Genomic DNA, 25,149 nt, shown 5'->3' on the forward strand with positions numbered 1-25,149 from the left:
AGTTTAATCTCCAATTAAAAATCGTTGTAAATGAATGATCCCGTATTTGCTGTATGGAATCCGTAAATAAAGAACAATAATAGTAAAATAAGTAAGTAAAAGCTTGTATATCCTATCCATTTTACAGACTTATTTTCTGATAGTTTTTTGAATAGCATATTGATAACCTCTTTTCTTTTGACACTTATAGAGACGCATGAATCATTCAAAGAGTTTCATATCAAAACATAAAATTTTTAAGAAATGATAAAAAAGCTGTCGAACCTTTGAACGCCACTTTTGCGCAAAGCTGTCTTATTGTAACAAAGATTTAATGTATTTGAAATGAAATCCGAGCTTAAATTTGCCTTAAAATTGGTGAAAGCTGTCGAATAAACACAAAAGCCACCTAGTTTGCCTAGATGGCTTTGATTTCAATTACTTCTTATATTTATTGACTTCGAACATGAGAATGTTTTTGAACACCACATAATCCTTTTTACTTTCAAAGGGACCTTTATTGTTGTCATGCTCATCAATTTCATAAACCCCTGGTCCTTCTCCGGCATCACGCTTCTTGTACCAGGATAGGAAAGCGTTGACTTCTTTCATGGAGAGGTCATACTCTTTTTGCAAGCCATTGACCATTGTGATGATGAGAAGGGCATCGCCGTCTTCATCGGTTGCACCGTCTTTTGGTGGTGTTGCTGGATCTGAGTCTTTGTCGCCTGGATTAGTTGAATCGTCTTTTGGTGGTGTTGCTGGATCCGGGTCTTTGTCACCTGGAGGAGCTGTAGTGTCACTGTTTTTAAGACTTTTTAATGAAATAGATAAATTAGATTTGAAATCGTCCCTAGCGTAGTTAGGAGCATCATTACTCTGTGGAATACCTCCAATTACATAAAGTGTATCATCAATAATGGCGGATACATGCCCCATACGATAAGGAGCAGAAGAATTAGGGACAGTTCTTGATGTCTTAGTTTGCTTATCATAGAGTGTAACTTTAGAAACTCCACCTGTTCTTATAATATAATCTTCAAAATTTAATGCACTATAATAACGCCCAATTCCCCCAGACCCTACACTTGTCCACTGATCTATTGATGGATCATATTCAAACGTTGCTTGTCCAGATAAAACATAGAGTTTATTTTTTATAACTACAGCATTTCCAGCAGGAGCGTCTTTTTCAAATTTTTTCTTCTTTGTCCATTCTTTTGTTTTTATATCGTAACTATACGTGTTACTGCTGTAATTCTCGTGCTTTAACGGTTTATTATAACCCAAAACATAGATTTTATTATCTATAGCACCTGCGTATAAATCGAAAGCAGATATTTTCAATTCAAATGGGAGGTCTTCTGCCTCTTCCCATTTATCCATTTTGATGTTATAAACTTCTACGCTATTTGAAAACCCTTGATCTGTTCTCCCACCCATTACATATATATGATCCCCTACAATAACACTAGCAGCACCCATACGGCCTGTTTTCATACTAGCTTTTTCTGACCATTTATCTAACTTCGGATCATATACATAAGTAGTATTAGAATTGGCTTTACCTGAACCTATTCCACCTATTACATAGATTTTCCCATCATATACTTCGCTTACAGCTCCTACTCTTGCAGCTGGCAATTCTGCTCGTTTTTCCCATTCAAGAATATCTGCCTTTTCTGCTTTTATTGATTGTAATGGATAAATTAATGCAGAAATTAATAAAATGAAAATAAAAAACCATTTTTTCAAGATAAACACACTCCTTCAATTTGTTTACATAACAAATTGAAGGATAGTTATTTATTTTTTCCATGTTTTTGTTACTTATATATATTTATTTACTTACCGTCTCCCCAATGCGCCTATAAATTTCTAAAATTAGACTTCCGCATTAGAATTATTTCATATTTATGTTAATTAATTGCAGGCATTACTCATATTTTTCTATATCTCCATCAAAAAAACCCATGATTCATGGGTTTCTTCTCAGTCCATTATTAAAAAATCCGTCACAAGGCAAGCGGGCTCTCCGTTTTGATCTAGCCCCCAAAAGCTTGGATACATCCCGTCACCGAAGCCTGTTGTATACATGGCAATGTCCACCTTGTCATGAAAACGGGCGACGAGCCAGTCCCATGTGTGCTTGTAGTTTTGCTCAAGCGCTTCTGCAAATTCCTCATAAAAATAAAAATCATTGTCCTCTTTATATCGCTTATCCTCATAAGCTTGTAAATATAGTGCTGCCTCCGCATCCATGAAACAACCCATTCCCGTATTCACACCGTAACCGAAAAACTCGTTTTCTTTTAGATGTTTGAGCTCCTGCCCTGCTCGTGTGGCAAGCTCCCATTCTATTGCTTGCTCGTTTGTAAACTTGATCATTGCATAGGCGACGCGTTCGTCACCACTTTCTAATCGCTTTACTACAAGTAGAATAGGATATTTCCCCAGAGCCACCTTCCTCGTAAAAGACTGGTCCCCTTCTGAAACAAAAGGATCACATGCAACGATATGACCGCTCGTGATCTCGATATGGCCTAACTGTTTCGCAAATAATTGATCACCTTCAGGGCTGCTTTTGTTCTCTCCATTTTCAAAAATTAAGTTTGTTGGATCGATGTTGTACAAGGGATCATTCCTTTCATTATTTTTCTGAGACGTTTGAGATTATGTATTTTTCTCTGTTTTGTCTTTTATTTCTGTTTTATTTTCTCCCTTTTAATCCGTCAATAAAAAATCTGTAACAAGACAAGCTTCATCACCATTCTCATCTCAGCTTCTTGTATCCTCATACTCTAATGCCTCTTCAAGTTCATCATATATGTCATCTTCACCGTTTTGACTTCGTTCAGAAAGTATATATTTCAAAGCATGATCATCCATAGAACATCCATTTCCAATATCAATTCCATACCCTGAAAAGAATTCCCCCTGTAAATCGCTTTCTATCTGCCCATTTGATAATGCAGGATCCTACTTAACACTACTTTTGCTGCTAAACTTTATGATTGCATATGCAATACGTTCATCTTCATTCTCAAAACGAATAATATTTAATTATCCTTTTGCGGTGTCTTTTTCATTAGTTAAATATAAATGGAAGGTTCATTAAAAAACGCCCTTTCAATGGAGGGACTGTATTATTATCTATTTTCTTTGGAATATCTTTTTATCAATGATTCGCTAATCCTGCTTACGATATAGATCGCAACCGCTAAAATCAGCATCAACGGAAACATACTTAAACGATCATCTGCAACATAAACAATGATCCCCACAATGATAGCCACTACGATTGCCGTTAAAAAATGCTTCACCGCCATCTCACCCCTTTGTATACATCATATACATTTTATTACACAAAAGGTTCTATTGAAATAATTTCCACAAAATCAGATATACGCAAGTCTAGATTGATTTCGATCACAAGCAGAAGTGGGTTTCCTTTGTTTCGCTCTATAAGAGGGTTGCTTCCCTCCCTTATATTGTTGATATAATCTCTATATGCTAAAATTAACTAAAATATCTAGATAATGGATCAATCAGGAGGTCATTCAGTGACACAGCAAAGTAAACCATCCAAAATGTTATTAATTACTTTACCCGGCGCTATTATTGCCCTTGTGATGATCTTAGGGAAAATTGATACACCTGTAACAAATGTTTTATTTTATATTGTGGCTTTTAGTGTTATGGGTTTAGTTGTTTCAAGCTTAATAAAGGACTACAAGAAAAATTAACTCATCCTCTAGGGAACTGTTGTTTATGCAGCTCCCTTTTTTTGTATACACTTTCAACATTCTAATTTATAGCAAAAGCTAAACTTAAATTTCAAAACAAAAAAAGCCTGAAATCCTTGATAATAAAGGGTTTCAGGCTTTTACATTAGTACGTCCCAGGAGAGATTCGAACTCCCGACCGACGCCTTAGAAGGGCGTTGCTCTATCCAGCTGAGCTACTGGGACATGTTGTTATGTAGTGTTCTGTTGGTGAGTACCTCACCGACAAGATTTATTATATTACTATTGTTCTTTAAAGTCAACGGTTTTTCGAAAGTTTTTTCACAAGGGGCAAATGCTGCACCCTTATGAAATACCTTCCAATGTGACCGTGTTTTCGAGGTCTTGTATGACCTGACCTTCGTCTGTGAAAAACTGTACGTTCGCTTCGCTTCCATCTAGTGTCAGTATAGCGTAGCTGCGCTCTTTACGCACTCTTGGCAGGTGCACACTGCCTGGGTTAATGAGTAGTTTACCTCTTAGCAGCTCACTGCCTGGGATGTGCGAGTGGCCAAAGCAGATGATATCTGCGCCTAGCTCTTCTGCACGGTAGTAGACTTGAAGCAAGGATTGTTTGATGCCATGCAGATGTCCGTGAGTGAGAAATAGTTTTCCGCCTCCATCAAGTGAAAGCAGGAGCTCTTCTGCAAAATCGCCCATAAAGTCACAATTTCCTTTGACGACTTTGTATCCTTCGAGAGCTGGGTGGTTCGTTTCGAGTTCTGAATCTCCGCAGTGAATCATCATGTCGACTTCAGCCGCATGCCGTTTGGCAATGGTTTGAAGTTCGTCTGTGAGTCCATGACTGTCACTAATGATGAGTATCTTCATGGCTTCATTCCCCCTTATTCATTTGCGTCTAGCAGTGATGAAAGCTTTTGAAGCGCGACCGCTCGATGGCTGATCTTGTTTTTCTCCTCTGGTGATAACTCGGCCATCGTCTGGTCTTTGTCTTTGACGATGAAAATGGGGTCGTATCCGAAGCCGTTTTCGCCGATTGGTTCCTCGGCGATGAAGCCTTCTACTGATCCTTCTACCGTCTTTGTTTCTTTACCCGGTATGCTGACAGCAAGGGCACATCTGAATCTAGCTGTACGGTCTTCTTTTTCAATGCCTTGAAGCTCGCTCAGCACTTTTTCTACATTCCCAGCATCGTTTTTATGTTCACCAGCGTATCTCGCTGAATAGACGCCAGGTTTTCCGCCAAGATAGTCAATCGACAAACCGGAATCGTCTGCAATGACCATTTCACCCGCTTTGGCTTGAATCGCCTCGGCTTTGATAATGGCATTTTCTTCGAAGGTATGTCCTGTTTCTTCAATTTCTTCAGTAAAGCCGATGTCTGCTAGTGTTTTGACCGTGAATCCTTTTGGCTCAAGAATGGCTTTGAATTCTTTCGCTTTGCCCGCATTGTGCGTTGCAATGATGGCTGTTTTCATCCTGATCAAACCCTTCTTTTTATTCGATGACTTCTCCTGTCACTGCTTTTTGCTTTTCGATTAATTCTTTGATGCCCTTTTCGGCTAAATCAAGCAGTCCGTTTAGCTGTTCTCTTGAGAATGTCGCTTCTTCGCCTGTGCCTTGAAGTTCAACAAAGCGTCCAGCGCCTGTCATGATAACATTCATATCTACTTCAGCTGAAGAATCTTCTTCATAATTTAAATCTAACAGAAGACCCTGCTGAGAATCAATTCCGACGGATATCGCCGCTAAATAATCAGTGATCGGGTTTTGTTTGATGACTCCTTCTGCTCGAAGCTTTTGAATCGCAAGTGTCATGGCGACAAAAGCACCTGTAATGGATGCTGTGCGTGTGCCGCCGTCTGCTTGAATGACATCACAGTCAATCCAAATCGTGCGTTCGCCAAGCTTTTCTAAGTCAACGACTGCACGGAGTGCTCGTCCAATTAATCGCTGAATTTCCATTGTACGTCCAGTCACTTTTCCTTTAGATGATTCTCTAATGGTTCTTTGAGCAGTTGCTCTTGGAAGCATGCTATATTCTGCTGTAATCCAGCCTTTTCCTTCTCCTCTTAAAAAAGGAGGTACGCGGTCTTCGATGGATGCGTTACAAATCACCTTCGTATTGCCCGCTGAGATTAAGACAGAGCCTTCTGGATGCGTAATGTAGCCTGCCTCTATTTCAACTTTTCTTAATTCGTCATAGTGTCTTTCATCTAATCTCATGATTTACCTCCGTTACAATATACATTCCGCGCGGGTGCCAGCGGGGTTCTCCTACTAACTTTGACAACCTCGGCTCGTTCTAATCGCTTGGAATAAAAAAGAGGCAGCGAATATGCATGCCTCTTTTTCTCCATTATATCAATGTGTGCCGTTAAAAACTACCTGTATTCACTTGTTCTGGTCTTGAAACCGGCTTTGTCAGCTCTGTTCCTTTTTCGTTCACAAGCTCAGCCTTGCCGTTTACCTTAACGGAGACGCTTTTGACGTCCGGCAGCTCTGTTAATGTGAGCACAATGCTATCAAGAACTTTTTGTGAAATGACCTTTTTCTTTTCATCTGCGCTGCCGAAAATGGATTCGTTGAAATCAAGTGTCACATGTCCGTCTTTTACTTTCGGGATATCATTCAGCTTTACATCTTGATCAAAGTCTGTGAGCAAATGGCTTTTTTTGCTCGGTCCAGAGACGAGCTCATCAATGGCTGCTGTAATCGGATCATCCTCGTCTTTTGGCGTTCTTTTGGTGACAGGAACATAGTACGTCTGTTCATCAGATTCAGCTAAGTAATAAACCGTCACTGGCTTTGTCGATGTCATATCAGCGGCAGCCTCGTGCTGAATATTAATACCGTCTTCTCTGCTTAAATCATCTGAAATCGGTGTACCGTTCACAGGCATTTCTTTTAGTTCATGACCATTCATTTTCAATTTGACTTTGGCGACAGAATCAAACTGCGTTAACGTCCAAGTGACAGATTGCAGGATTCGCTGTTCATCTTCTTTTTTATAGTTTTTGAATTCATTTGAAAAATCCACTACGGCCGTTCCGTCTTTAATATCGACAGATACGCTCGTGTCGGCCGGCAAAACAGCCCGGAATCCATTTGGCATGAGGTTAGAAATCGGTCCTCCGTCCACAAGGTATTCAAGGGTTTGTTTGGCACTTCCTTCATTTTTCGGCAGTGGCATGGATTGAGAGACGACATACCCGTTTTTATCAATTAAATATAATTCTCTCATGACTGTATCTGCCTGCTTCTCTTCTTTTCCTTCTTTGGCTGTTTGTTTATCTTCTTTATTATCTTTCACATATGTGACGTTTTGTGGCGGGTCAATCTCTGTTTTCGCTTGGTCTGTTTGAAACAATCCGCATCCTGACAAAAGCATGGCTGACGCAATACACGTCACAGCTGCTGTAGATCCTTTTTTCAGCATACTTCACCCTCCTCTAGTAGTTTGTACTACTATGTATACGAGCTCCCTCTGCGGATTAGACCCTTTTCATAAAAAAATAACCCACCTCAAGAAGAAGCGGGTTATTGCTGATAGACATGTTCGAGTGATACGGTTTCGACCTTCCCTGGCAGGTAGCCAAACCAGTCACGAGCGATGTTTTCAAAATTTTGCTGCTGCCCTGTTGTATAGAATGTATGAACAGGCGCTTCCTTAGAAGTGTTTAACAGTCCTTTATAGGAAAGAATTGTACTCGCTTCCCTAGCGGTCTCATCCCCTGATGAAATGATCCTTACATCACTGCCCATAAAGCGCTGAATCGACTCTTTTAAAATCGGATAGTGTGTGCAGCCAAGAATGAGTGTATCAATTCCTGTTTCTTTCATCGGTTCAAGGGAATCTTTCACCACTTCATCTGCTGTCTGATCTAAAAATGTACCGCTTTCCACAAAGGGAACAAGCAGCGGACATGCCAGACTTTGAACCGCTAGTCCTGCTTTTAAAGATAGCAGAGCTTCTTTGTAAGCCTCACTTTTGATCGTATTGGCTGTACCGATGACACCAATCTGCTGGTTGTTTGTCACCTTGATCGCTGTGCGAGCACCGGGCTGAATCACACCAATGACCGGGATATCGAGTGTTGCTTTGATTTCATCAAGGGCAATTGCCGTCGCTGTGTTGCATGCGATGACGAGCATTTTAATATGGTGATGTCTTAATAAGTAGTGTGCCATTTCCCAAGTATATTGAAGAACTTCTTCTTCTTTCCGCGGGCCATACGGGCACCGTTTTGTATCGCCTACGTAAATGATTTTTTCTTTTGGCAGTTGTCTCATGATTTCCTTTGCAACGGTTAAACCGCCGACGCCGGAATCAATGACGCCGATTGGTTGATCCAACAAAATCGCCTCATTTTCTTTTCATTTGCTGCTGTAGTTTCGTTAAGGATTGATTGAAAACGATGGCTTCTTCTTCTGAGAAAGCCCCTAGAAGTTCACTGACGTATTCTTGGCGTTTAACAATCACTTCTTGAATGATCCGCTCGCCTTCAGGCAATAAATGAATGCGAACCACGCGGCGGTCAGAAGGATCTTTTACTCGTTCGACAAGTTCACTTTTTTCCATTCGATCAATTAAGTCGGTGGTTGTACTGCAAGCCAAATACATCTTTTGTGATAGCTCACCTATTGTCATATCTCCGAATTCATAAAGCCACTGAAGCCCTACAAATTGAGGAGGTGTAATCGTATATTGATTCAGGATTTCTCTGCCTTTTTGCTTAATAATTGCAGCAATATGGCGCAATGATTTTTCAATCTCTGCTACATGGTCGAACTCATTCGTTTCCATTTCATTGATACCTCACTATAGCATCTCACTTTGATTAAAACGTACATTCCTATTTTCCTCGTTTTTCAGAGAAAATGCAAGAAGAGACTCATGGAAACCATATAGAAATAACCGGCTCCTCCCTTGTATGGAAGGAAAACCGGCTGACTTTAGAGCTCTAGCTCACCCATACGCAGAAGCTCGACTACGGCCTGTGAACGACCTTTGACTCCTAGCTTTTGCATGGCATTTGTTATGCATGCCTTTTACAAATGAGTATAACTTACAGGATCATTTAAATCTATAATGAAAATTCATTTTCCCATTTGGATGGATAACAATGTGATCAATGAGCTTATCAAACACATGCTTCAAATCGTTCTCTTTGTCCTCAAGCTCTCGAAGAACCGCTTGCATTTCCATCATTGATTTTTTCTCATCATGGACCTGTTGTAGGGAAAATAAGCTCTGTTCAAGTTGAATTATTTTAGATTGAATATCATTGCGCTTTAATTGGAACTCGGCTTTTGAGATAATCTGATCTTCTAAATAAAGTTCCAGCAATCTTTTATTCTGTGTTTCTAAGGATTTCAACTCTACTTTAACAGACTTCATTTGTTTTTCTTTTTTTTCAATTGCATTTTTTCTGTAATCATGGGATATATCCTTGGAGAATTCGATTAGATTTTCAATCACTAAATCCCTGACCTCTTCATAAGTAATTGGAACATGGTTAACACAACCTTCTTGACCAGCTCTTCTGTAATTACTGCATTTAATGTATTTCCAATACGTTTTTTCTCCATTTTTTTTGGCTCTGCTTGTTTGGATAATCACCATGTTAGAGCCACATTTACCACAAGTGAGTAATTGTCTCAACTCATTCCACGGGGTAAATTTAGTCTTTTTAATGACGGTCGGTTTGTTATTTGCTTTTTCCCAATCCTCTCTTGATACAATCGGCGGGCAAAAGTCTTCGTAAACGGTCCATTTTTCGGGTGGATTCCGAATGAATTTTTTTCGACCATCAACTTTTATCGTAGTATGCCTATTAGCAATATGCACGCCACAATATATAGGGTTTCTCAAGATGGTTTGAACTGTTGTGAGCTGCCAATTACTACGTTTTTTCGGAGGTGGTATTTCACCTAGCTTACATTTTTCTTGCAATGCATATGTAACTCTTTTCTGACCTAGTCCCTCGTTATTATAAAGGTGAAAAATTAATCTTATAACTTGTGCTTCATTTTCGTTAATTACAAGGTGTTTTCCCTCTTTCATAAAACCGTAGGGTACTCGACCAGAATGTTCACCACGCCTTGCTTTTGCTGCAAGTACACCACTTATATTGACTGACATAGACTTAGGTAACTGCTCGGCAAACAGAGCAGACATTTCAAATTTCATTGACGCTTTACTCTCGTAAAGGGAGTCATAGTCTTCTTCGAGTGTAACGACACGAACACCATTAGACACTAGAATCTCTCTGATGTATAACGCATCTTTTAAATCACGTGCAAGACGTGTGATGGACTTAAAAATCACCATTTTTATTTCTTTCTTTTCTGCCAATGAAAAAATGTATTTCATTGCTGCCCTATCTTCAAGGACGGTTCCGCTGATACCATCATCTAACAAAACAGAACGGTCATCCCATTCATAATTGTGTTGCTCAATCCAGTACCTGCAAACGTCGATCTGGTTTTCTTTAGAACTTATTTGTTCATCTCTGTCCGTCGAAACCCTTGTATAAACTTTATAAGGGTAGTCGTCATATTTGATGATTTCTTCAACTGATGATTTTTTGCGGAAATACATATAACACACCCCAATTGTTAATTGTTCTTACTAAATTATAACATCTCGAATGTCAATTCCGTAATATTCTTGATATGGAAAAACATTATTTTATCCACATTTTAATTCAGTAATATGATAGACTTATTTGGAAAATAATTGTTTTGGAGGGTCTATATTGAATTCTATTAAAACTTTTCTCCTTTTGATTTTATGTGCCTTATTCATAACTGCTTGTGGCAAAGCAGAAAACACATCCACAAGTGACTCCGGTAAAAAAGAAGAAAGCATTGAAACTAAAGAAAAATTAAATGTAAAGATCATCTTGGATAAACAAATTAAAGACAATAAAAAGATTCTCATTAGCGGAAAAAGCAACTTACCTAAAGAGACAAAAATAAACATTTACTTAGATGCGCCAAATTCTGATCAAAGCGAGCGAGCTGAGGGAATAGTTAAAGATGGTGGAATGTTTGATTATCAATTTTCTAATGAAGAAGGCGAGGATTTTGACGGGGGGAAGTATATTGCTTATGTAGAAACGTTACCCGAAAATCTGCAAACTGACCATGTTAAAGAGATTTTCGGAGAAAATGGGGCTAATCTTGCAGGTTCTAATGTTAGCGGTGAAAATAGTCGAGTAGCTACTGCTGAAATTAATTTTAAAATTAAGAACTCCTCAAAAGTTAAACAAAAAAGTAAGAAAGACACTGCTGCAGAAGTTACTAAAAAGAAGGATGAAGAACTGTCTACTTTGAAAAGAGAGGCGGAATATAAAATTGAATCTATTGTAGAGGATAATTACAAGGCAGCCTCAATTGAAAAGATCGAAATTAATCAAGATATGAGTACTGACCAAGATAACAAACTAATCGCTCTTGTTCACCTCTCATTTGATTTTAAAAATTCGGCTCAAACTTCTTATAATATGGTGGAAATGTTTAGTGATGATTTAGCTTCAAAAATTGGAACTGACAAAAACACGATTAACCAAATCGCTGTATTTTGGAAAGTTCCTTATATAGGTGAAGATGAAACATTAGCTAAATTCTCATACGAACGTTCAGGAGAACATATGATAATCACTGATAAAGTATCTTCTTTAAGATGACCCTTCGACTTGAAGGGTTTTTTATTTACATTTATAATCGAACATACATTCTTTTTTGTAGGAGGGTATGACGTGACGGATCTTGAAAGGAAGTTATACCGAATCATCTACAATATGAGCAGATTCAGAAAGAATCCCTCGATGGATGACCTTAAAAGGAAAACAGGCAAGGATGAGCCGGCGATCCGTAAGGCGGTTAAAAACTTAGTTTCTCGTAAGGAAATGACGTGGGATAAAGAGAAGAAGGAATGGAGGTTTAAATAAGAACATTTCACAATCTCGTCACAAATGGCGGGATTTTCTTTTAGTATATTTTTACCATTTTTATAAAAAGTATGGAAAATAAACCCTGTTAATTGTTACCATACAAGTGTGGGACAATACTTTTAGGGGAAGGATGTTTAGTATGAACGGTTTATTGCGCAAGCTCAATGTAAAACTTACACTTGTATTAACACTTATTGTGACTCTTGGAATCACATCTGCTTTTGGTCAGGCATCAGCAAAAGAACAATGGGACCCTCAAAAGCAACAAAGAATTGCACAGGCTATTTTCGAAGCTGCTGCATACAATGAATTAGATAAAACTTTTTCCTTTGATGAATCCAAAGTTATCAATGCTGGTTTACCAAAGGATATTTCATTAGAGATCAAAAATCATTTAGAATCATTGGCCGGAACTGATGCTGAAAAAGTGTATCAAGATCAATTAGCTGCACAGAAAAAAGGTGAAGTTACAACTATGGTTGCACCGTTATTGATTTGGGCGGCCAAAATATTGGCTGGAGCAGGCCTTGGGTGGCTAGCTAAAAAACTTTTAGACATGGGTGGCCACGAGTTTTGCAAACGGTATAAAAATACAAACAAAACAACAAAATATGTTTGTAAATTCCTTTAATTTTCGAAAGGAGTGTTGTAATTGAGAAAAACAAATTGGTTTCTGTCTGTGTTTATAACTGCCTTTATTACGCTTGTAATTCAATCGGGATTAAGTAAGTCCGGCGTTATTAACATGTCCAATATATGGGCAGACTTGGGCAGCTGGGTTATTATATTCTTTGTCGTCTTCATCGGCGTTGAAGCATCTTTTAGAATGATCAATAAAATGAGACATCGAACTGAATAAAGACAAACAAAAAAAGCCCCTCCATTTTGGAAGGGCTTTTCATTTATTTCTGCTTTGATTTTAACTTTGTTGATACTTTTAATATCTCAACATATTTAGATGCAGCAGTGATGTACAAACCTGATTTTAGTTTATACATTTTTGATCCGTTGACTGTGACAGTCTTATCAATCGTAAATGCTTCACCCGGCTTTACTTTTTTGTGCTTTGCTGACCAATTCGGCCCATCATAGACCCATAGCCACCCGTCAGCATTCGGCTTCACTACGACCATTTTAATGCCTTTTGACGTCGTTTCTTTTTTAGGGCTTGTTTTAGATGATGATGACACCTTTTTTAAACCGACTGCCGCCGCAATTCCTTCCGCATGCCCCTCGGCCAATGATTCAAGAAATGCCTCTTGTTTCAGTAGTGCAGAATCTTCTTTTCGATCAATGAAAAGATTCTCTGTCAATATAGCTGGCATTTTTGTTTCTCTTAAGACGGCCAAATTTTTAGACTTAGTTCCGCGGTCTGATACTGTTCCTTTCAGCTTTTTATAAATTACATCATGTACAATTTTTTGCTGTTTGCCAGTGCTGGATGATGCTGATAGTTTATCAAAACGAAACGTCTCAAAACCCGTTCCTCCGCCAGCGTTGATGTGGATAGATGCAAAATAATCAGCGCCCCAATTATTTGCTAGTCTAGCTCTTTGCGACAGATCAATATAAACATCGGTTGATCGTGTGAGCTTAACTGATGCCCCATACACCTTTTCAAGAATCGCTTTTGTTTTCTTTGCAATCTTTAATACAAGATCCTTCTCTTTCAACCCGTTTGCTACTGCGCCGGGATCGTGCCCGCCGTGTCCCGGATCAATCATAATTTTCTTTGTCATGTTCATCTACTCCTTAATTTGTTTTTATATAGAAAAAAGCCGCCGATTACTCAGCAGCTTTCTTTTCCTCTTCTTCTTTTTGGCTGTCGTTTTCAATGACGTGAAGCCTGTCAGTGATTGAAGCTGGAATTTCAACACCGATTTGTGCAAGATTTTCCACGATGGAAAGCCCTTCGTTTGCAATATAAAAAAGCACTGTCCCAAAGGTCAGCACTCCATTTAAGCCCATGATCTGATCAATGATATTAGCAACAATCACGACAACAAAACTAAGCATTTTACGCACGTAACCGAACCATGCTGTACGGCTGCGTAGTTTGCCAACTTTCCACGCTTTGATGATACCCGTCAGAACGTCAATAACACTTAGCAGCACAAGCAAGTCCAAAAATTTCACACCGCCAAATAAATAAGTCTTCGCTAAATCCAAAGTTTCAAAGTTAATAAACAATTTTATATCCCCCATTCATTTGTCACCTCCTTTCGAAGGCAAAATAAAAAGCACCTGTTAAGATGCTGTCGTTCCTAAATCTGCAGAAGCAGATGGCTTATCGAATGAAACGCCAGTGATCTGCTCAAACTCTTCTTTTGTTATTACTTCTAATGCGACATATTTCCGCATGATCTCAAGAGTGTAAACGCCCCAATCCCAAAATACTTTTATATCGGCAGCCGTTGGATAAATCATGATGCCCCGCCTTTCTGCAACTGTGAAAGCTGTAATGTAAGGAGAGCGACTTGTTTTTTTAGCGTCGTTACATCATCTCCGTCTGTTAAGAGACGTTTCCATCCTCGAAAGCCTTGTGCATGGAACGTGCCAATCCAAGTCATATTATCAAATGACCTTGTAGCAATAATCCTTTTGTAATTAACTTCATTTTGTACATATGATGTTTCTAAAACTTCAATGTAATAGAAACTGGAATCATTCTCTACAGGCAGATTTATCAGATTTGCTCCCATATAAAAACCCGTTGGCAGTAAAAAAATATCAGTACCGTTTGGCAACCTTGCAACTTTTCCATCATTTGGCGTGAGTTTATAAAGCTGTCCGTTGTTCCATTTATCTTTCTCACTCTGGTTTATTTTATCTTCATTAGTAAGGACATGCTTCCAAACTGTCCAAGAAGAATCTTGATTGCGTACTCGGTAGTACGAATCCTTACCGTTCGTGTCATATGCAGTCTGTAAAAGAGTGCTGCCATAACTTATCACTATCATGAATGATCTATTGACCGATGGAGGTCCATTTAAACCCTTGTTATAGATAAGATAAAGACCGGTTGCGGTTATCTCGTTATAGTCGGTGGTCTCGCTTACTCCTTTATAAATAGGCCTACCATTGTTTTGAGTCAATCTATATAGTTGTCCGTTGTTCCACTTTTCTGTATCGCCCTTTACAACGTGGATTTCGCTATTGTTAGCATGTTCATCCGTATATTTTTTAGCTTTTGTAAGTGCAGCGTCCACTTTATCTTGTGCGCCTTGTTTTGTTTCGATCTTTTCCAAGTCCTCAAACTTGGCTCTCAAATCATCAATCGTTTTTATAGACTCTTCGTAAAGATCATTTATCTTTGATTTTAAAGCTTCGAATTCGTCCACATAGTATTCTGTGACCGGGATAATATCCTGATCAATGAGAGACTTCGAAATGTTAAAAGAAAACTGGTGCACAGACATAGATTGATCATTTGTATAATACAAATTCAGCTCAGCTTGTACATTTCCATAATGCTTGATCTCTTGATCTGACAAAACGTACTCGGCGTGACCATTCACTCTATCAACTATCGTTACGTCTCTAATGAACCGGCTACCGTCGGCCATAACTAATACAAGTTTTCCCGTGACAGCTGCTAAAGGCAACGGCGCGCCATCTTTCGTGAGTTTAAATACCAACCGTGCTGTCTGACGATCCTGTGTCCAAAAATTGATATTGGTTGTAATGCTTGAACTGGTGTATGCATTCACATTGAAATCAAGTTTCCCATTTTTAGAAACCATAAAGGCACCTCCTATCTAATAAATACTTTTGCAATACCATAACCCATTTCGGAATCATAAGGCGTTTCAATATTCATAACTTGCCAATTGGACTGACCTTTTGTCGCAACACCGTTTTTAGCTTTGACTGAATCACCAACGTTTACCGTGTCATCAATCCGTACCATGACTTGTCCAACCAATCCAATCACATGCCATTCTTTACGTTCAGCTCTTGATTGATAGGCTTTTGACTTTTCAGGATCATAGTCAGGGTTTTCTATAGGTAAATCTAGCACCTCGAAAATTTCATTGCCTTCTTCATCATAGTGAGCAACTTCAACTTTTTGAGTTATCAAGGCACCAAAACGATCACGTAAATACTTCCCTTGCCATTCAAAGGTGGATTCTCCAAGAACAACTGCGGCAGTATTTGACACCACTCCTAGTAGATAATCACCTAATTGTGCTGGCATAATTTTTTCACCTTTCAGTGTAACGATTGTACCTGTCGGAATCTCATGACCACTTGCGCTTTCAAAATACTCCGCGTAATCCGAAAGAGAAGACCCGCCACGTACTTGACCTGCACTCGTGATGTTTCCTGACTTAGATGAAATTTGCCATTTAAGATCGTTGTATCCCCCTGAAATAGTGTAACTCTTTGATTGTTTAACATTATGTGATGACAAGATTGTACGGGCATATCCATTACCCTTCGTGTGGCTGTTGTTGGATGCGATGACAGCTTGTCTTGATCCTTCGGTTGACGATCCCGCCCTAGAAGCTAATACACTATTTGCAGGACCTTTTGTTTTACATGAACCCGTAGCAGCAATGACCGCGCTCGAATCTGACAAAGCGTGTCCTGACGTTGAACCAGCAACCAATCCACCTTTTAAGCGTGTCGGCATCTGCTTATTAGTATTTTTAGCTAGATCTGCTGCTTTGCTATAGCCATTTGCGTGTACTCCTACAATCGTTGTTTGTGTATTAGGTGAATACACCCCAATGTTGCCGTTAGAATGAATAAGATTTCCTGCCATCAGTTTGACTGAATAGACCCTTCCACCTATCCCAATCCCTATAGGTGCGGAATTCTCGATATTAAAGTTCGTGATAGTAACATCATCAGCTCTTTGCGGGCCACCAAAAACTCGAACATCGTGAGAAGCTCTTTTAAAGCCAGTGATTGTTAAACCATTGATATCCACCCGTCTACTTTTGTATTGAATAGCAACAACTGGATTCCCTTTGTAGTCATAAGATGGGTTACCTATCGCTGTAAAATTAGTTACTTTAACACGATGGTAAGCAGACACTACAAGCGCTCTAGGCGATAACCCCTTGTACATATCATTAAATACAGGTTCAATCGACACACAATTTGTAAACGACACATCGCGCGCTGTTGTACTTTGCGGGTCAGATGCGCTGTGGTGTCCAATGTGTCGTGCATCATAACTCCGCACGTCTCGATAAGATACATGATCTGATACATGAACATTTTGAGCCGCCGGCCATTGTGCATGTGCTTTGACCTCTACTCCTCTAATGTTCCCGCTTGTATAAGATCCATCTACCCAAACATTTCGAGATCCATCATCAATCTCAATACCGTTAGAATTTGACTCGCCTTCTTTATGTGCCTTTCCGCTAGGGTTAGTGCAATGGCATGACTTGATAAAGATGTATTCGCTATAATGAGTCGAAATACCGTCATCACCGTACCCACTCGCCTCGCAGTTCTCAATCCAAATATATCTACATCCATCTTTTGTATAATTAGATCCTGATATATTGTAAGATGGTGCGGTGAAGTCAAAACCATGTAATCCCGGATTAATGGATTGAACATTTTTCACCCAGCCAAAATGGACTTTGGCGAAAGTTAATGCACTTGAGGCAATGCCGCCCGTTGCCCTCATGCCGCCCTGTCGATCACGATTCCAGTCTAATGAAAAACCATCAACGTAAATGTTTTTGTTACCGCTATGGTCTTTGTTTGTTAAAAGAATCGTGCTGGCAGGTGCATCCTCATGAAGTTTGAAAGTAGTAATCCCTTTTCCCTGTCCGATCAATGCCGAATTAGAAGGAATACGTATTCCGCGAACGATATATACGCCGGCAGATGCTTTTACTCGAACTCGACCGTTTCCAAACGCCTTTTTAAAAGCCTCTGTAGAGTCTGTCTTTCCATCGGGTACGGCTCCAAAATCGTCCACATGCACTTCGCGCTTGAATCGCTTATCAATCTTTGCGAACTCGTAGTCTAGGCGATCTTTAGCCGTCTTGTGTATACTAGCGTCCGTTGCGACTCGTATATCTACAACCTCTTTTACGTCCTTGCCATCATGATTCAATACAAGGTTTGTCAATCTAGCCCACACATTATCGATCCTATTTGCAACGGTGAACAAACCATGTTTAATTTGATCTGATGTGTGAACTAAAACGCCCTTTTTGTGTGTTTTCAATTGATCTTCATTTTGATTCAATTGATCTTCGATTTTTTGCATATCTTCACTCAACTGATGAGCGTATCTTGAGTTTCGAGTTGTATCATATTGTTTTCTCAGCCTTACCATGTTCTCACTCTCCTTTTTTGGCAAAAATAAAAAGACCCTATCTAAGCGTCTTGAGCATGTCGTTTATATATCGTTGTAAGTTTTTCACTTGTTTTGCTTGATCTACTGATATTCGTTGTATGTCCTTGCGAAAGTTCGCAAATGTTATCGTTGGACTGCTATACGGATTTAAAGGGTTATGCTGAATTGAGACAACTCTCAAATCGTCCTCAAAGGTTATTCCGTCTGCAGTGTCAGCAATGACATGTATCGTGTCACCTAACCAGAAATCTTGTTCAATTTCAAGAAGTTTTGGTTCATATATTTTCTGAAACTCCACCTCTACTGTCATTTCAGGATATGGATTTACATGCTTTTTTAATGCTGAAATGATGCTGCTAGATTTTTTGTATCTCTCATCTTTTATCGACTCCGCCCAGCGCGGTTTGCCTTCAATGAGAAATTTATCTTCATCTGGATGAATGTAAAGAACTGGATCAAAAACATACTCAGGCTCTTTCTCTTCATCTTTTTCATCTTGTGTTGTTTTGCCATCACCTTTTGATTCAGAGACGGAATCTGTTTCTTTTTGTGCACCGTATCCCCACGCACGAGTGGTACAATTCTGAGAATCTGTCGTAATAGTAATGCCTGGCATGTTATAACGACTATCAAGCACAAAGTCTATTACTTGGCCCATTTTTTTGTAAACATGGATTTTGTAATTATCCACGTCTAACTCTATGCCATAATCTTCAATGATTTCATCCATCAATTCTGTGGAATTCTTTTCACCGAAGTTTTCTTGTTCAGCAGAAGAAATTTCACCATCTTTTGCATGAATGACATATTTGAAATCAGTTCCTTTGAGAGCAATATCAAGCGCTTCTTTTATGCTTAATTTCTTAGAAACTGTTTTTTCAATTCTGTTATTAATTAATAGAACGGAGAAAATATGCGCAGCTGTAACCGTTTTTGTTAGCACTCCATTTTCTTGATGCAAACTTACATTCGTAATGTAGTATTTTTGATGATTATATTTCTTTTCATCAAGATATAAAACATTGTCTACAATTAATAGCTCAAACTCTGCGACATTTTCCTGTGTGCGCGGCAATGTAAAGCTGAATGATTTTTTACCTGTTGGATCGGCAGTAAAATCAACAGACACACCAGTGATCTCTATGACATCCTTTCCATCCTTGCTTGATACGTGAATCTGTGGAAAATCCACATCAGACGGCAAATTTTGATTGAGTGGCATGTCCTTCCCATCGTATTCCTTGCTTGGATACTTCGGTTTAGTTGGTGTTTCTGGTTCACTTGGTTCTTCTGGAACATCGGGAACATCAGGAACGATTTCGCCATCGTACTTAGTCAGATTGTATTTTTCAATGATGCTGTTGAGTTTTGACGGGTAATGTATATCAGTAGCATATCCAGCTTTGAAAACGGCTGTAGTTGCCTTTTTATAATCTTTTTCACCGACCACTGCCTTGTAACGACTTAGACGAGTGTATAAGCTCCCAAGATCAGATAAGCTCTCCGCATATGATGGATACTTTCTAAATCTAGCTTGTATCCTTGTAACGTTCCCCTTCTTATCTTGCTCGCTTGTCCACATTAGTACATATTTTCCGTTATATGTACCTTTGACCCCAAAAAGGTTGTTGGCTTGTTTAGAAAGACCACTCGTCCCGAAACCACTTTCTAAACACCCTTGAGCAATGACAAGGCTTGCAAGTACGTTATATTTTTTGTAAACTTTCTGCGCACCCGGTGCCAGTTTTTTAATGAAATCAGCCGCAGCCATGCCATCCCTCCTTATGCATAATAGAATCTCGTGTCGAAAACAATTTCAATTGCACTTGCGTTTTGTATTTCAAAGTCGTTACGGCCAATATCAAGTGAAGGGAGCCTACCAGATGTCTTGAGACGTTTCTTGTTAGCGACGGTGTACTGTTTAATAAAAGAAACCTCTCTGGATTTGGATATTTCATCTTCAATTTTCAAACGTTCACCTGTCGTATGATTGATGATGGTTACACCTTTTCCTTTTGCTCTCAACTTCACTTGATAATCATGCCTCAAAGGGTTGATTCTAAAATCTCCGATGTTGTAGATGCTGAACGTTTTTTTATTCTTGAATGAATACTCTAGGTCGTCAAGCATGTCAATATTCATTCCGGGACTCCACCGTTCACCCTCAAATGATTGACGATTTAATGATGTACTTTTCGATTCAGCAGCACCCAAAATATCGGTGAATTCAACGCTAAAAACAACATGGTTCTTTTCTTTTTCCTTTGGAGTAGTGAAATTCCCCTCACACGTCACTAAAAACCTTCTGTTCGGAAGCAGGTCACATGAGATGTAGTATGGGAACGGTTTAACTAATAAAGCATATAGTTCACTTCTGTAACTGTAGAAATTTTCAGCAATGATTGAGTTCATATATATTTCAAGCTGAATCTGTCTCTCTTTGTACTTCACATCCCGCGGATGTTGCGGCAGTACAATACCGTTAATTCTTGGTAATGACACCGTCTCAAATTCTACGATTGGTGAGGCAGGTGTCAGACTTAACGGATGGAAATGAGGAAGCAAGTCATTTAGACTCTGTTCACCCAATCCATTGTTAAAATCAATATATAATTCCATCTACCTCACCCCACTCATAAATGCTTGTTGTCTATAACGCTCACCAGTCGTTTGATCAAGCTTTCGACCATCCATATAGTTGTTACTATCTTTGGAGACTAATTGCTCAAACCCTTTCTGCATCATCATTAATCCTTGAGACAACAGGTCTATTTGTTGAGCCATAAGACCAATTTGCTTGTTTTGGTTCTCAATCATCTGTCTCATGTCAGATCCATCTTGCTGCTTATTCTGCGGCTTGTCTCCTTTGTTACTAATGCGATCAAGCATCTGTAAAGCCGTGGAGATCATACCATCCCCAAAACTAGGCACTCCAAGCTCTTTGCCGAGATTAGAATACAGCTGTAAAGAGCGCTTACGGTACTTTGGCTCAGTCGTGATAGCATATTCGCGCCAACCGTTCTCCCCTAGCTGCGCAATTTGATGATTGTCAATGACACCACCAGATGCATAACCGATGTAAGGGCCACCGCGCGCCATAGATTTTAATCCCGGATGGTTATAGATACCGCCATAACGCTTGTTAAGATAGTTAATTGCGGCAACAATTTGGTGTACTGGATGTTTGATGTTTCCATATCCGGGCTTTTTGTATGCAGAAAATGTGCTTGGTATAAACTGCATAAGCCCTTGTGATGGGTGTCCTGCTTTCCAGTTACTATCCCATCTGTTAACTAATGTCGGGTTACCACTTGATTCCTTCATGGCAATGGTTTCTAATGCTTTTGCATAGGATGGGGAAATGCCTGTGATACCGATAGCTTGTGCAACCCACTTTTTGACCGCAGTACTACCACCTACACCTTTGAATGCTCCGCCATCGCCTCCAAAATCACCTAACGATTTTGTTAGAAATCCTAAAGCTCCTTTTTGAATCGTCTTTAAAATACCTGTTCCAAGTCCGTCTATCCCTTTGCCGGATTTAAAGGGAATAAGACCGCCAAATATATTGCTGATAATTTTCTTTGGACCAGCCATCACAAGGTCAAACATATCTGACCCAAAATCTTTCACCTTACCGACTACTTCACCAGCTTTTTTGACGCCCTTTTTAAAGAAATCACCAACACCGCCTGCATAACCCGGTAAGCCCTGTGAAGTGATTTTTTTAGTCTGGTCATGTGGCAAAACCGATGTTCCGCGCGGTAAATCCCAAATTTGAGGGCCTCCAACACCAACCATGTATGTCCCAATACCCGGAGTATGAGCAAGCTCATATCCTTCCTCACCAACCAGCGCACGACCGCCCGGGTGATATTCAGTACCTTTGGCATACGAATGTTCGGCGCCGCCTTTTTTACTTACGTATCCTTTAGGTTTCCACTCAGGAATTGTCTTCATGTTCATGAATTCGAGGACTTTATTGATATAGTCAGTAACGGTATTGACGACACCAGCTAAATCAACAATAAATGTATTAAATTCATCTAGCACTTCGCCAGTCTCCCAATCAACTTGATCGATGTGTCCTTGTGCTTGTTTCTTTGCTTCTTCAACAACACCTTTATGAGTTTCTTCAGCTTTCTCTATTGTTTTATCTTTTTGTTCTTTTGCAGCTTTAACGGTCGCATCACGTTCTTCTTGGCTAATAGTACCTTTGACGTAACGCTGGTCATCTGCAGCTTTCACAACTGCATTGTATTGTTCTTCAGCATCACTAATGACTTTGTCTTTTGCTGATTTACTATTTTTCACCGTTGCGGCAGCCTGCTTTGCAGATAAATTGGACGATTCAGCTTTTAGCTTTTTGGAAATGAGTGTTTGTTCATCCATGCTTTTTGTAAGAGCCGTTTCAATTTCTTTGTTCATTTCCTGTGTGTGTGTTTTGACTTCTTCCCACTCTTTTTCCGTCAATTCACGGTGTTCTTTAGCTGCTTTTTCATAGATTTTTTTTACTTTATTCTCGTGTTCCTCTATTGCCTTTTGCTTTTTCTGATTACCTTCTTCGATGCTCTTAAGAATTCCCTTCTCGTCTTTATCTTTAAGGGCATCATTTTCCGCATAGAATTTACCCAAAACATCTAAGGCTTTATCAGCACTGTCTTGGTAACCTTTTTTCAACGTGCCTGCCATCTCTGAGAATTTACCTGTCATATCTTTGGCTAGATCATCTGTGATCTTTGTTTGATTTCGATAAAGGCTGTCTAATTTTGCATTGGCTTTTGTCTCCATGTCTTTATAAGCATTTATAGCTTTAGAAGTGGATTCAGATACTTTATCACCAAAATCTATCGTTGCTGGTAAGACGCGTTTTTTCAGGTTGTCATAATATTTAAACCCTGCTTCGCCTAGAAGAGTGACACCCGTTATTAACATACCTACAGGACCACCAAGCACAGATAAGCCGCCTCTAAGCAAACTCACAACACCTGCACCTTTTTTAAGGATGTTAAACAGGCCAAAACCACCCTTTGCAAGTTTTACAAATCCTCCTGCGCCTTTTACGGCATTTACACCCATCATCACTATACCCTTACCGAATTTTAATATCTCCGGCAAAAATGAGAGTGCTAGACCACCAATCATACCCATTGGTCCACCAAACATCATTAAACCGCCACCAGCAATACGAGACGTACCGCCAAGACCACGCATTGTCCTGGATGTTCTTGTGGCCGTTTGATTTAAACGGCCCATGCGTGTAGTCGCTAGACCAGTGTTTTGTTGTAAACGCCCCATACGAGTGGACATAACGGCCGTTGATGCTGCAGCTGTGTTGATGCCAGTTGCCGCAGTTCGTGAAGCAACGCCCGCTGTAGCAACTTGTGTCGAGTATACGCCTAGACTTGCTGATGATCCTCTGACAGTGCCTGTCAGATACGTGCCAGCAGTACGAAGCACTCTCCATCCTTCGGCCATTCTTGGGATGAGACTCAATAACAACAACGAAGCTCCACCTAAAAGACTGAAAGCTGTAACGGCTGCACCAGTAACGGCAATAGTTCCCATAACAGATGGAGGAAGATGATCAAACCAGTTAACGACTTTTGTTAATCCATCTACCACTTTGCGGACTGTAGGAATAAATTGATTACCTAATGAAATAACCGCGTTATTTACGGCAGAACGCAGGTATTCCACAGATCCCGCAAGGTTGTCCATTTGCTCTTTGGCAACTTTTTCGGCTATACCGCCACTGTTTTCTATTTCTTTGGTGAATTTATTAAGCTTATCTTCTCCAGCATGTAGCAAAGTGATAAAACCTGATAAGGCGTGCTGTCCTGCCAATTGTTTTGCAATACGTATTTTTTCAGTCTCGGTGTAATTCTTGGTCTTTTCGTTAATTTGGCCAATAATATCTGCAAGAGGGCGCATTTTACCAGTAGAATCGGTAACGCTCAAGCCAAGTTCGTGTATTGCATTTCCTGCTTGTTTTGGTGGTGATGCTAACCTTGTTAAGGTGGATCGTAATGCAGTACCCGCCATATCAGCCTTTATCCCACTGTTCGCCATGATACCCGTTGCGGCCGCTAACTCTTCCATGCTGACACCTGCAGTTTTTGCAGCTGGTCCCGCGTACTTCATCGTTTGACCAATCTGCTGCAATGTCGCATTTGAGTTCGTGAACGTGTAGGTCATTGCATCTGCTACTCGGTTTGTATCTTCTGCAGCAATATGAAACTCCGTTAAGATGTCTGATACAATATCTGACGTTACACCTAAATCTGTTTGCCCTGCTGCCGCAGTAGCAAGCAAGCCCGGCATAGCACCAATGATGTTATTTGTCTTATAACCAGCCATTGCAAGGTATTGCATTCCTTCGGCAACTTGTCCGTCTGTAAATTGTGTCGTAGCCCCCAAATGACGCGCCGTTTCTGTGAGGCGGCCCATCTCGTCATTCGATGCATTCGCCACAGCACCGACCCTGCTCATCGCCTTTTCAAAGTCTGCAGCCACTTTAACAGCTCCACCTATTGCGACTGTGCCTGCTACACCGATACCTGTTAATGCCTTCCCTGCCATTCCCGCAGCAGAGTAGACAGATTGCAACTCCTCTGATACTTCCCCAGCGTTCTTCTTAAAAACAGAAAAAACACCAGCTGCTTTATTGCTGGTGCTTTGCAAATGCTCAAATTCATTAGATACCTGACGAAGCTCTTTTTCTAGCTTCTGGTGTACAGCGATGGACTCATTGAGTTTTCGAGCGTGAATTTGCGTTTCTCTTTTATCGCGCCCTTTTTCTCTGACCAATTGTTCATAACGTTTACGGTGTTCTTCTACTACTTTACCTTGAATACGATATTTATTGTTAAGTCCATCAACTTTGGCTTGCAATTCTTTCGCCCTGTTGCCGGTATTCTTATAAATTTCAGTAGCTGCTTTAAATTCAGAATTAGCAAGACGCATTTGCCTTTGAAGCCCTGTAATACCTCTATTAAAACCTGAGTCATCCAGATTGACTTTGGCGACCATATTGCCGATTGCTTGAGTCATTTATGTACCACCCCGCTTTCCTGACGAAGATTTCAAGACTTAGAATATTTGATCAATCGTCACTTCTTTTGCTTTGCTT

General features: G+C 39.9%; 23 protein-coding genes, 1 tRNA gene and 1 pseudogene. 4 read left to right on the forward strand and 21 right to left on the reverse strand.

Going from position 1 to position 25,149, the window contains the following annotated elements; all coding sequences use genetic code 11:
• Positions 1-14 precede the first annotated feature (14 nt).
• From MHI11_RS14025 to MHI11_RS14040, 4 genes are all read right to left on the reverse strand, one after another.
• Positions 15-164, reverse strand: coding sequence for a teichoic acid D-Ala incorporation-associated protein DltX (locus MHI11_RS14025; RefSeq protein ID WP_024427820.1), 150 nt, complete (start codon positions 162-164; stop codon positions 15-17).
• A gap of 253 nt (positions 165-417) precedes the next feature.
• Complete coding sequence (locus tag MHI11_RS14030; RefSeq protein WP_340961245.1) at positions 418-1,734, reverse strand: Kelch repeat-containing protein; 1,317 nt, start codon at positions 1,732-1,734, stop codon at positions 418-420.
• Between the two features lie 237 nt (positions 1,735-1,971).
• Positions 1,972-2,613: a DUF4241 domain-containing protein gene (locus tag MHI11_RS14035; RefSeq protein WP_340961246.1), complete on the reverse strand. Its 642-nt coding sequence runs from the start codon at positions 2,611-2,613 to the stop codon at positions 1,972-1,974.
• Positions 2,614-3,128: 515 nt separating this feature from the next.
• Positions 3,129-3,308 (reverse strand): hypothetical protein, encoded by a 180-nt coding sequence (locus MHI11_RS14040; protein ID WP_340961247.1) that lies wholly within the window; start codon positions 3,306-3,308, stop codon positions 3,129-3,131.
• 234 nt (positions 3,309-3,542) lie between these two features.
• Between MHI11_RS14040 and MHI11_RS14045 the strand changes: the two genes are divergently transcribed.
• Positions 3,543-3,725 carry a hypothetical protein gene (locus tag MHI11_RS14045; protein ID WP_113767524.1) on the forward strand — a complete coding sequence of 61 codons (183 nt, stop codon included), beginning with the start codon at positions 3,543-3,545 and terminating at the stop codon, positions 3,723-3,725.
• A 151-nt stretch (positions 3,726-3,876) separates the two neighbouring features.
• Here the strand turns inward: MHI11_RS14045 and MHI11_RS14050 are convergent.
• From MHI11_RS14050 to MHI11_RS14090, 9 genes and pseudogenes are all read right to left on the reverse strand, one after another.
• Positions 3,877-3,950: transfer RNA gene (locus MHI11_RS14050), tRNA-Arg, on the reverse strand.
• Positions 3,951-4,070: 120 nt separating this feature from the next.
• Complete coding sequence (locus MHI11_RS14055; RefSeq protein ID WP_126740787.1) at positions 4,071-4,595, reverse strand: YfcE family phosphodiesterase; 525 nt, start codon at positions 4,593-4,595, stop codon at positions 4,071-4,073.
• Positions 4,596-4,609: 14 nt separating this feature from the next.
• On the reverse strand, positions 4,610-5,212 hold the full coding sequence (locus MHI11_RS14060; protein WP_268453021.1) for an XTP/dITP diphosphatase: 603 nt from the start codon (positions 5,210-5,212) through the stop codon (positions 4,610-4,612).
• Positions 5,213-5,222: 10 nt separating this feature from the next.
• Positions 5,223-5,951 (reverse strand): ribonuclease PH, encoded by a 729-nt coding sequence (gene rph / locus MHI11_RS14065; protein WP_044139960.1) that lies wholly within the window; start codon positions 5,949-5,951, stop codon positions 5,223-5,225.
• 151 nt (positions 5,952-6,102) lie between these two features.
• Complete coding sequence (locus MHI11_RS14070; RefSeq protein WP_106065712.1) at positions 6,103-7,164, reverse strand: GerMN domain-containing protein; 1,062 nt, start codon at positions 7,162-7,164, stop codon at positions 6,103-6,105.
• Positions 7,165-7,265: 101 nt separating this feature from the next.
• Positions 7,266-8,084, reverse strand: coding sequence for a glutamate racemase (gene racE, locus MHI11_RS14075; RefSeq protein WP_340961251.1), 819 nt, complete (start codon positions 8,082-8,084; stop codon positions 7,266-7,268).
• A gap of 7 nt (positions 8,085-8,091) precedes the next feature.
• A complete protein-coding gene (locus MHI11_RS14080) occupies positions 8,092-8,532 on the reverse strand; it encodes a MarR family winged helix-turn-helix transcriptional regulator (protein ID WP_003216546.1) in 441 nt (146 codons plus the stop codon).
• Between the two features lie 149 nt (positions 8,533-8,681).
• Positions 8,682-8,768, reverse strand: a pseudogene (gene gerE, locus MHI11_RS14085) (spore germination transcription factor GerE); the annotation flags it as partial.
• 34 nt (positions 8,769-8,802) lie between these two features.
• Complete coding sequence (locus MHI11_RS14090; RefSeq protein WP_340961252.1) at positions 8,803-10,329, reverse strand: recombinase family protein; 1,527 nt, start codon at positions 10,327-10,329, stop codon at positions 8,803-8,805.
• A gap of 157 nt (positions 10,330-10,486) precedes the next feature.
• On the opposite strand from MHI11_RS14090, the gene MHI11_RS14095 reads away from it, so the two are divergent.
• The 3 genes from MHI11_RS14095 (at position 10,487) to MHI11_RS14105 (ending at position 12,317) form a co-directional block, all read left to right on the forward strand.
• A complete protein-coding gene (locus MHI11_RS14095; RefSeq protein WP_340961253.1) occupies positions 10,487-11,419 on the forward strand; it encodes a hypothetical protein in 933 nt (310 codons plus the stop codon).
• A gap of 72 nt (positions 11,420-11,491) precedes the next feature.
• On the forward strand, positions 11,492-11,683 hold the full coding sequence (locus MHI11_RS14100) for a hypothetical protein (protein WP_340961254.1): 192 nt from the start codon (positions 11,492-11,494) through the stop codon (positions 11,681-11,683).
• A gap of 142 nt (positions 11,684-11,825) precedes the next feature.
• Positions 11,826-12,317 (forward strand): hypothetical protein, encoded by a 492-nt coding sequence (locus tag MHI11_RS14105; protein ID WP_340961255.1) that lies wholly within the window; start codon positions 11,826-11,828, stop codon positions 12,315-12,317.
• 271 nt (positions 12,318-12,588) lie between these two features.
• Here MHI11_RS14105 and MHI11_RS14110 read toward each other — a convergent pair whose 3' ends face one another.
• Genes MHI11_RS14110 through MHI11_RS14145 form a run of 8 tightly spaced genes read right to left on the reverse strand, consistent with a single transcriptional unit; the run spans position 12,589 to position 25,070 of the window.
• On the reverse strand, positions 12,589-13,425 hold the full coding sequence (locus MHI11_RS14110; protein WP_340961256.1) for an N-acetylmuramoyl-L-alanine amidase: 837 nt from the start codon (positions 13,423-13,425) through the stop codon (positions 12,589-12,591).
• Positions 13,426-13,471: 46 nt separating this feature from the next.
• The gene (locus tag MHI11_RS14115) at positions 13,472-13,891 is read right to left on the reverse strand and encodes a phage holin family protein (RefSeq protein ID WP_340961257.1); all 420 of its coding nucleotides are present in this window, start codon (positions 13,889-13,891) and stop codon (positions 13,472-13,474) included.
• Between the two features lie 42 nt (positions 13,892-13,933).
• The gene (locus MHI11_RS14120) at positions 13,934-14,113 is read right to left on the reverse strand and encodes an XkdX family protein (protein ID WP_106037521.1); all 180 of its coding nucleotides are present in this window, start codon (positions 14,111-14,113) and stop codon (positions 13,934-13,936) included.
• Positions 14,110-15,429, reverse strand: coding sequence for a BppU family phage baseplate upper protein (locus MHI11_RS14125; protein WP_340961258.1), 1,320 nt, complete (start codon positions 15,427-15,429; stop codon positions 14,110-14,112). The genes MHI11_RS14120 and MHI11_RS14125 overlap by 4 nt, the downstream gene beginning before the upstream one ends.
• A gap of 11 nt (positions 15,430-15,440) precedes the next feature.
• Complete coding sequence (locus MHI11_RS14130) at positions 15,441-17,996, reverse strand: peptidase G2 autoproteolytic cleavage domain-containing protein (protein WP_340961259.1); 2,556 nt, start codon at positions 17,994-17,996, stop codon at positions 15,441-15,443.
• Positions 17,997-18,033: 37 nt separating this feature from the next.
• The gene (locus tag MHI11_RS14135) at positions 18,034-19,788 is read right to left on the reverse strand and encodes a phage tail protein (protein WP_340961260.1); all 1,755 of its coding nucleotides are present in this window, start codon (positions 19,786-19,788) and stop codon (positions 18,034-18,036) included.
• An 11-nt stretch (positions 19,789-19,799) separates the two neighbouring features.
• The gene (locus MHI11_RS14140) at positions 19,800-20,636 is read right to left on the reverse strand and encodes a phage tail domain-containing protein (protein WP_003216562.1); all 837 of its coding nucleotides are present in this window, start codon (positions 20,634-20,636) and stop codon (positions 19,800-19,802) included.
• Entirely contained in the window at positions 20,637-25,070 is a 4,434-nt protein-coding gene (locus tag MHI11_RS14145; RefSeq protein ID WP_340961262.1) for a phage tail tape measure protein, read from the reverse strand.
• Positions 25,071-25,149 lie beyond the last annotated feature (79 nt).

It is taken from the genome of Bacillus sp. FSL K6-3312, from assembly GCF_038007485.1.
In the GTDB taxonomy this organism is placed as follows: domain Bacteria; phylum Bacillota; class Bacilli; order Bacillales; family Bacillaceae; genus Bacillus; species Bacillus pumilus.

Excerpts from the sequence above, each read along its gene's own strand:
- MHI11_RS14145 (WP_340961262.1), bottom strand. The coding sequence starts at position 25,070 with ATGACTCAAGCAATCGGCAATATGGTCGCCAAAGTCAATCTGGATGAC.
- MHI11_RS14040 (WP_340961247.1), bottom strand. The coding sequence starts at position 3,308 with ATGGCGGTGAAGCATTTTTTAACGGCAATCGTAGTGGCTATCATTGTG.
- MHI11_RS14115 (WP_340961257.1), bottom strand. The coding sequence starts at position 13,891 with ATGGGGGATATAAAATTGTTTATTAACTTTGAAACTTTGGATTTAGCG.
- rph (WP_044139960.1), bottom strand. The coding sequence starts at position 5,951 with ATGAGATTAGATGAAAGACACTATGACGAATTAAGAAAAGTTGAAATA.
- MHI11_RS14055 (WP_126740787.1), bottom strand. The coding sequence starts at position 4,595 with ATGAAGATACTCATCATTAGTGACAGTCATGGACTCACAGACGAACTT.
- MHI11_RS14070 (WP_106065712.1), bottom strand. The coding sequence starts at position 7,164 with ATGCTGAAAAAAGGATCTACAGCAGCTGTGACGTGTATTGCGTCAGCC.
- MHI11_RS14130 (WP_340961259.1), bottom strand. The coding sequence starts at position 17,996 with ATGGTAAGGCTGAGAAAACAATATGATACAACTCGAAACTCAAGATAC.
- MHI11_RS14110 (WP_340961256.1), bottom strand. The coding sequence starts at position 13,425 with ATGACAAAGAAAATTATGATTGATCCGGGACACGGCGGGCACGATCCC.
- MHI11_RS14080 (WP_003216546.1), bottom strand. The coding sequence starts at position 8,532 with ATGGAAACGAATGAGTTCGACCATGTAGCAGAGATTGAAAAATCATTG.
- MHI11_RS14135 (WP_340961260.1), bottom strand. The coding sequence starts at position 19,788 with ATGGCTGCGGCTGATTTCATTAAAAAACTGGCACCGGGTGCGCAGAAA.
- MHI11_RS14090 (WP_340961252.1), bottom strand. The coding sequence starts at position 10,329 with ATGTATTTCCGCAAAAAATCATCAGTTGAAGAAATCATCAAATATGAC.
- MHI11_RS14125 (WP_340961258.1), bottom strand. The coding sequence starts at position 15,429 with ATGGTTTCTAAAAATGGGAAACTTGATTTCAATGTGAATGCATACACC.
- MHI11_RS14140 (WP_003216562.1), bottom strand. The coding sequence starts at position 20,636 with ATGGAATTATATATTGATTTTAACAATGGATTGGGTGAACAGAGTCTA.
- MHI11_RS14120 (WP_106037521.1), bottom strand. The coding sequence starts at position 14,113 with ATGATTTATCCAACGGCTGCCGATATAAAAGTATTTTGGGATTGGGGC.
- MHI11_RS14105 (WP_340961255.1), top strand. The coding sequence starts at position 11,826 with ATGAACGGTTTATTGCGCAAGCTCAATGTAAAACTTACACTTGTATTA.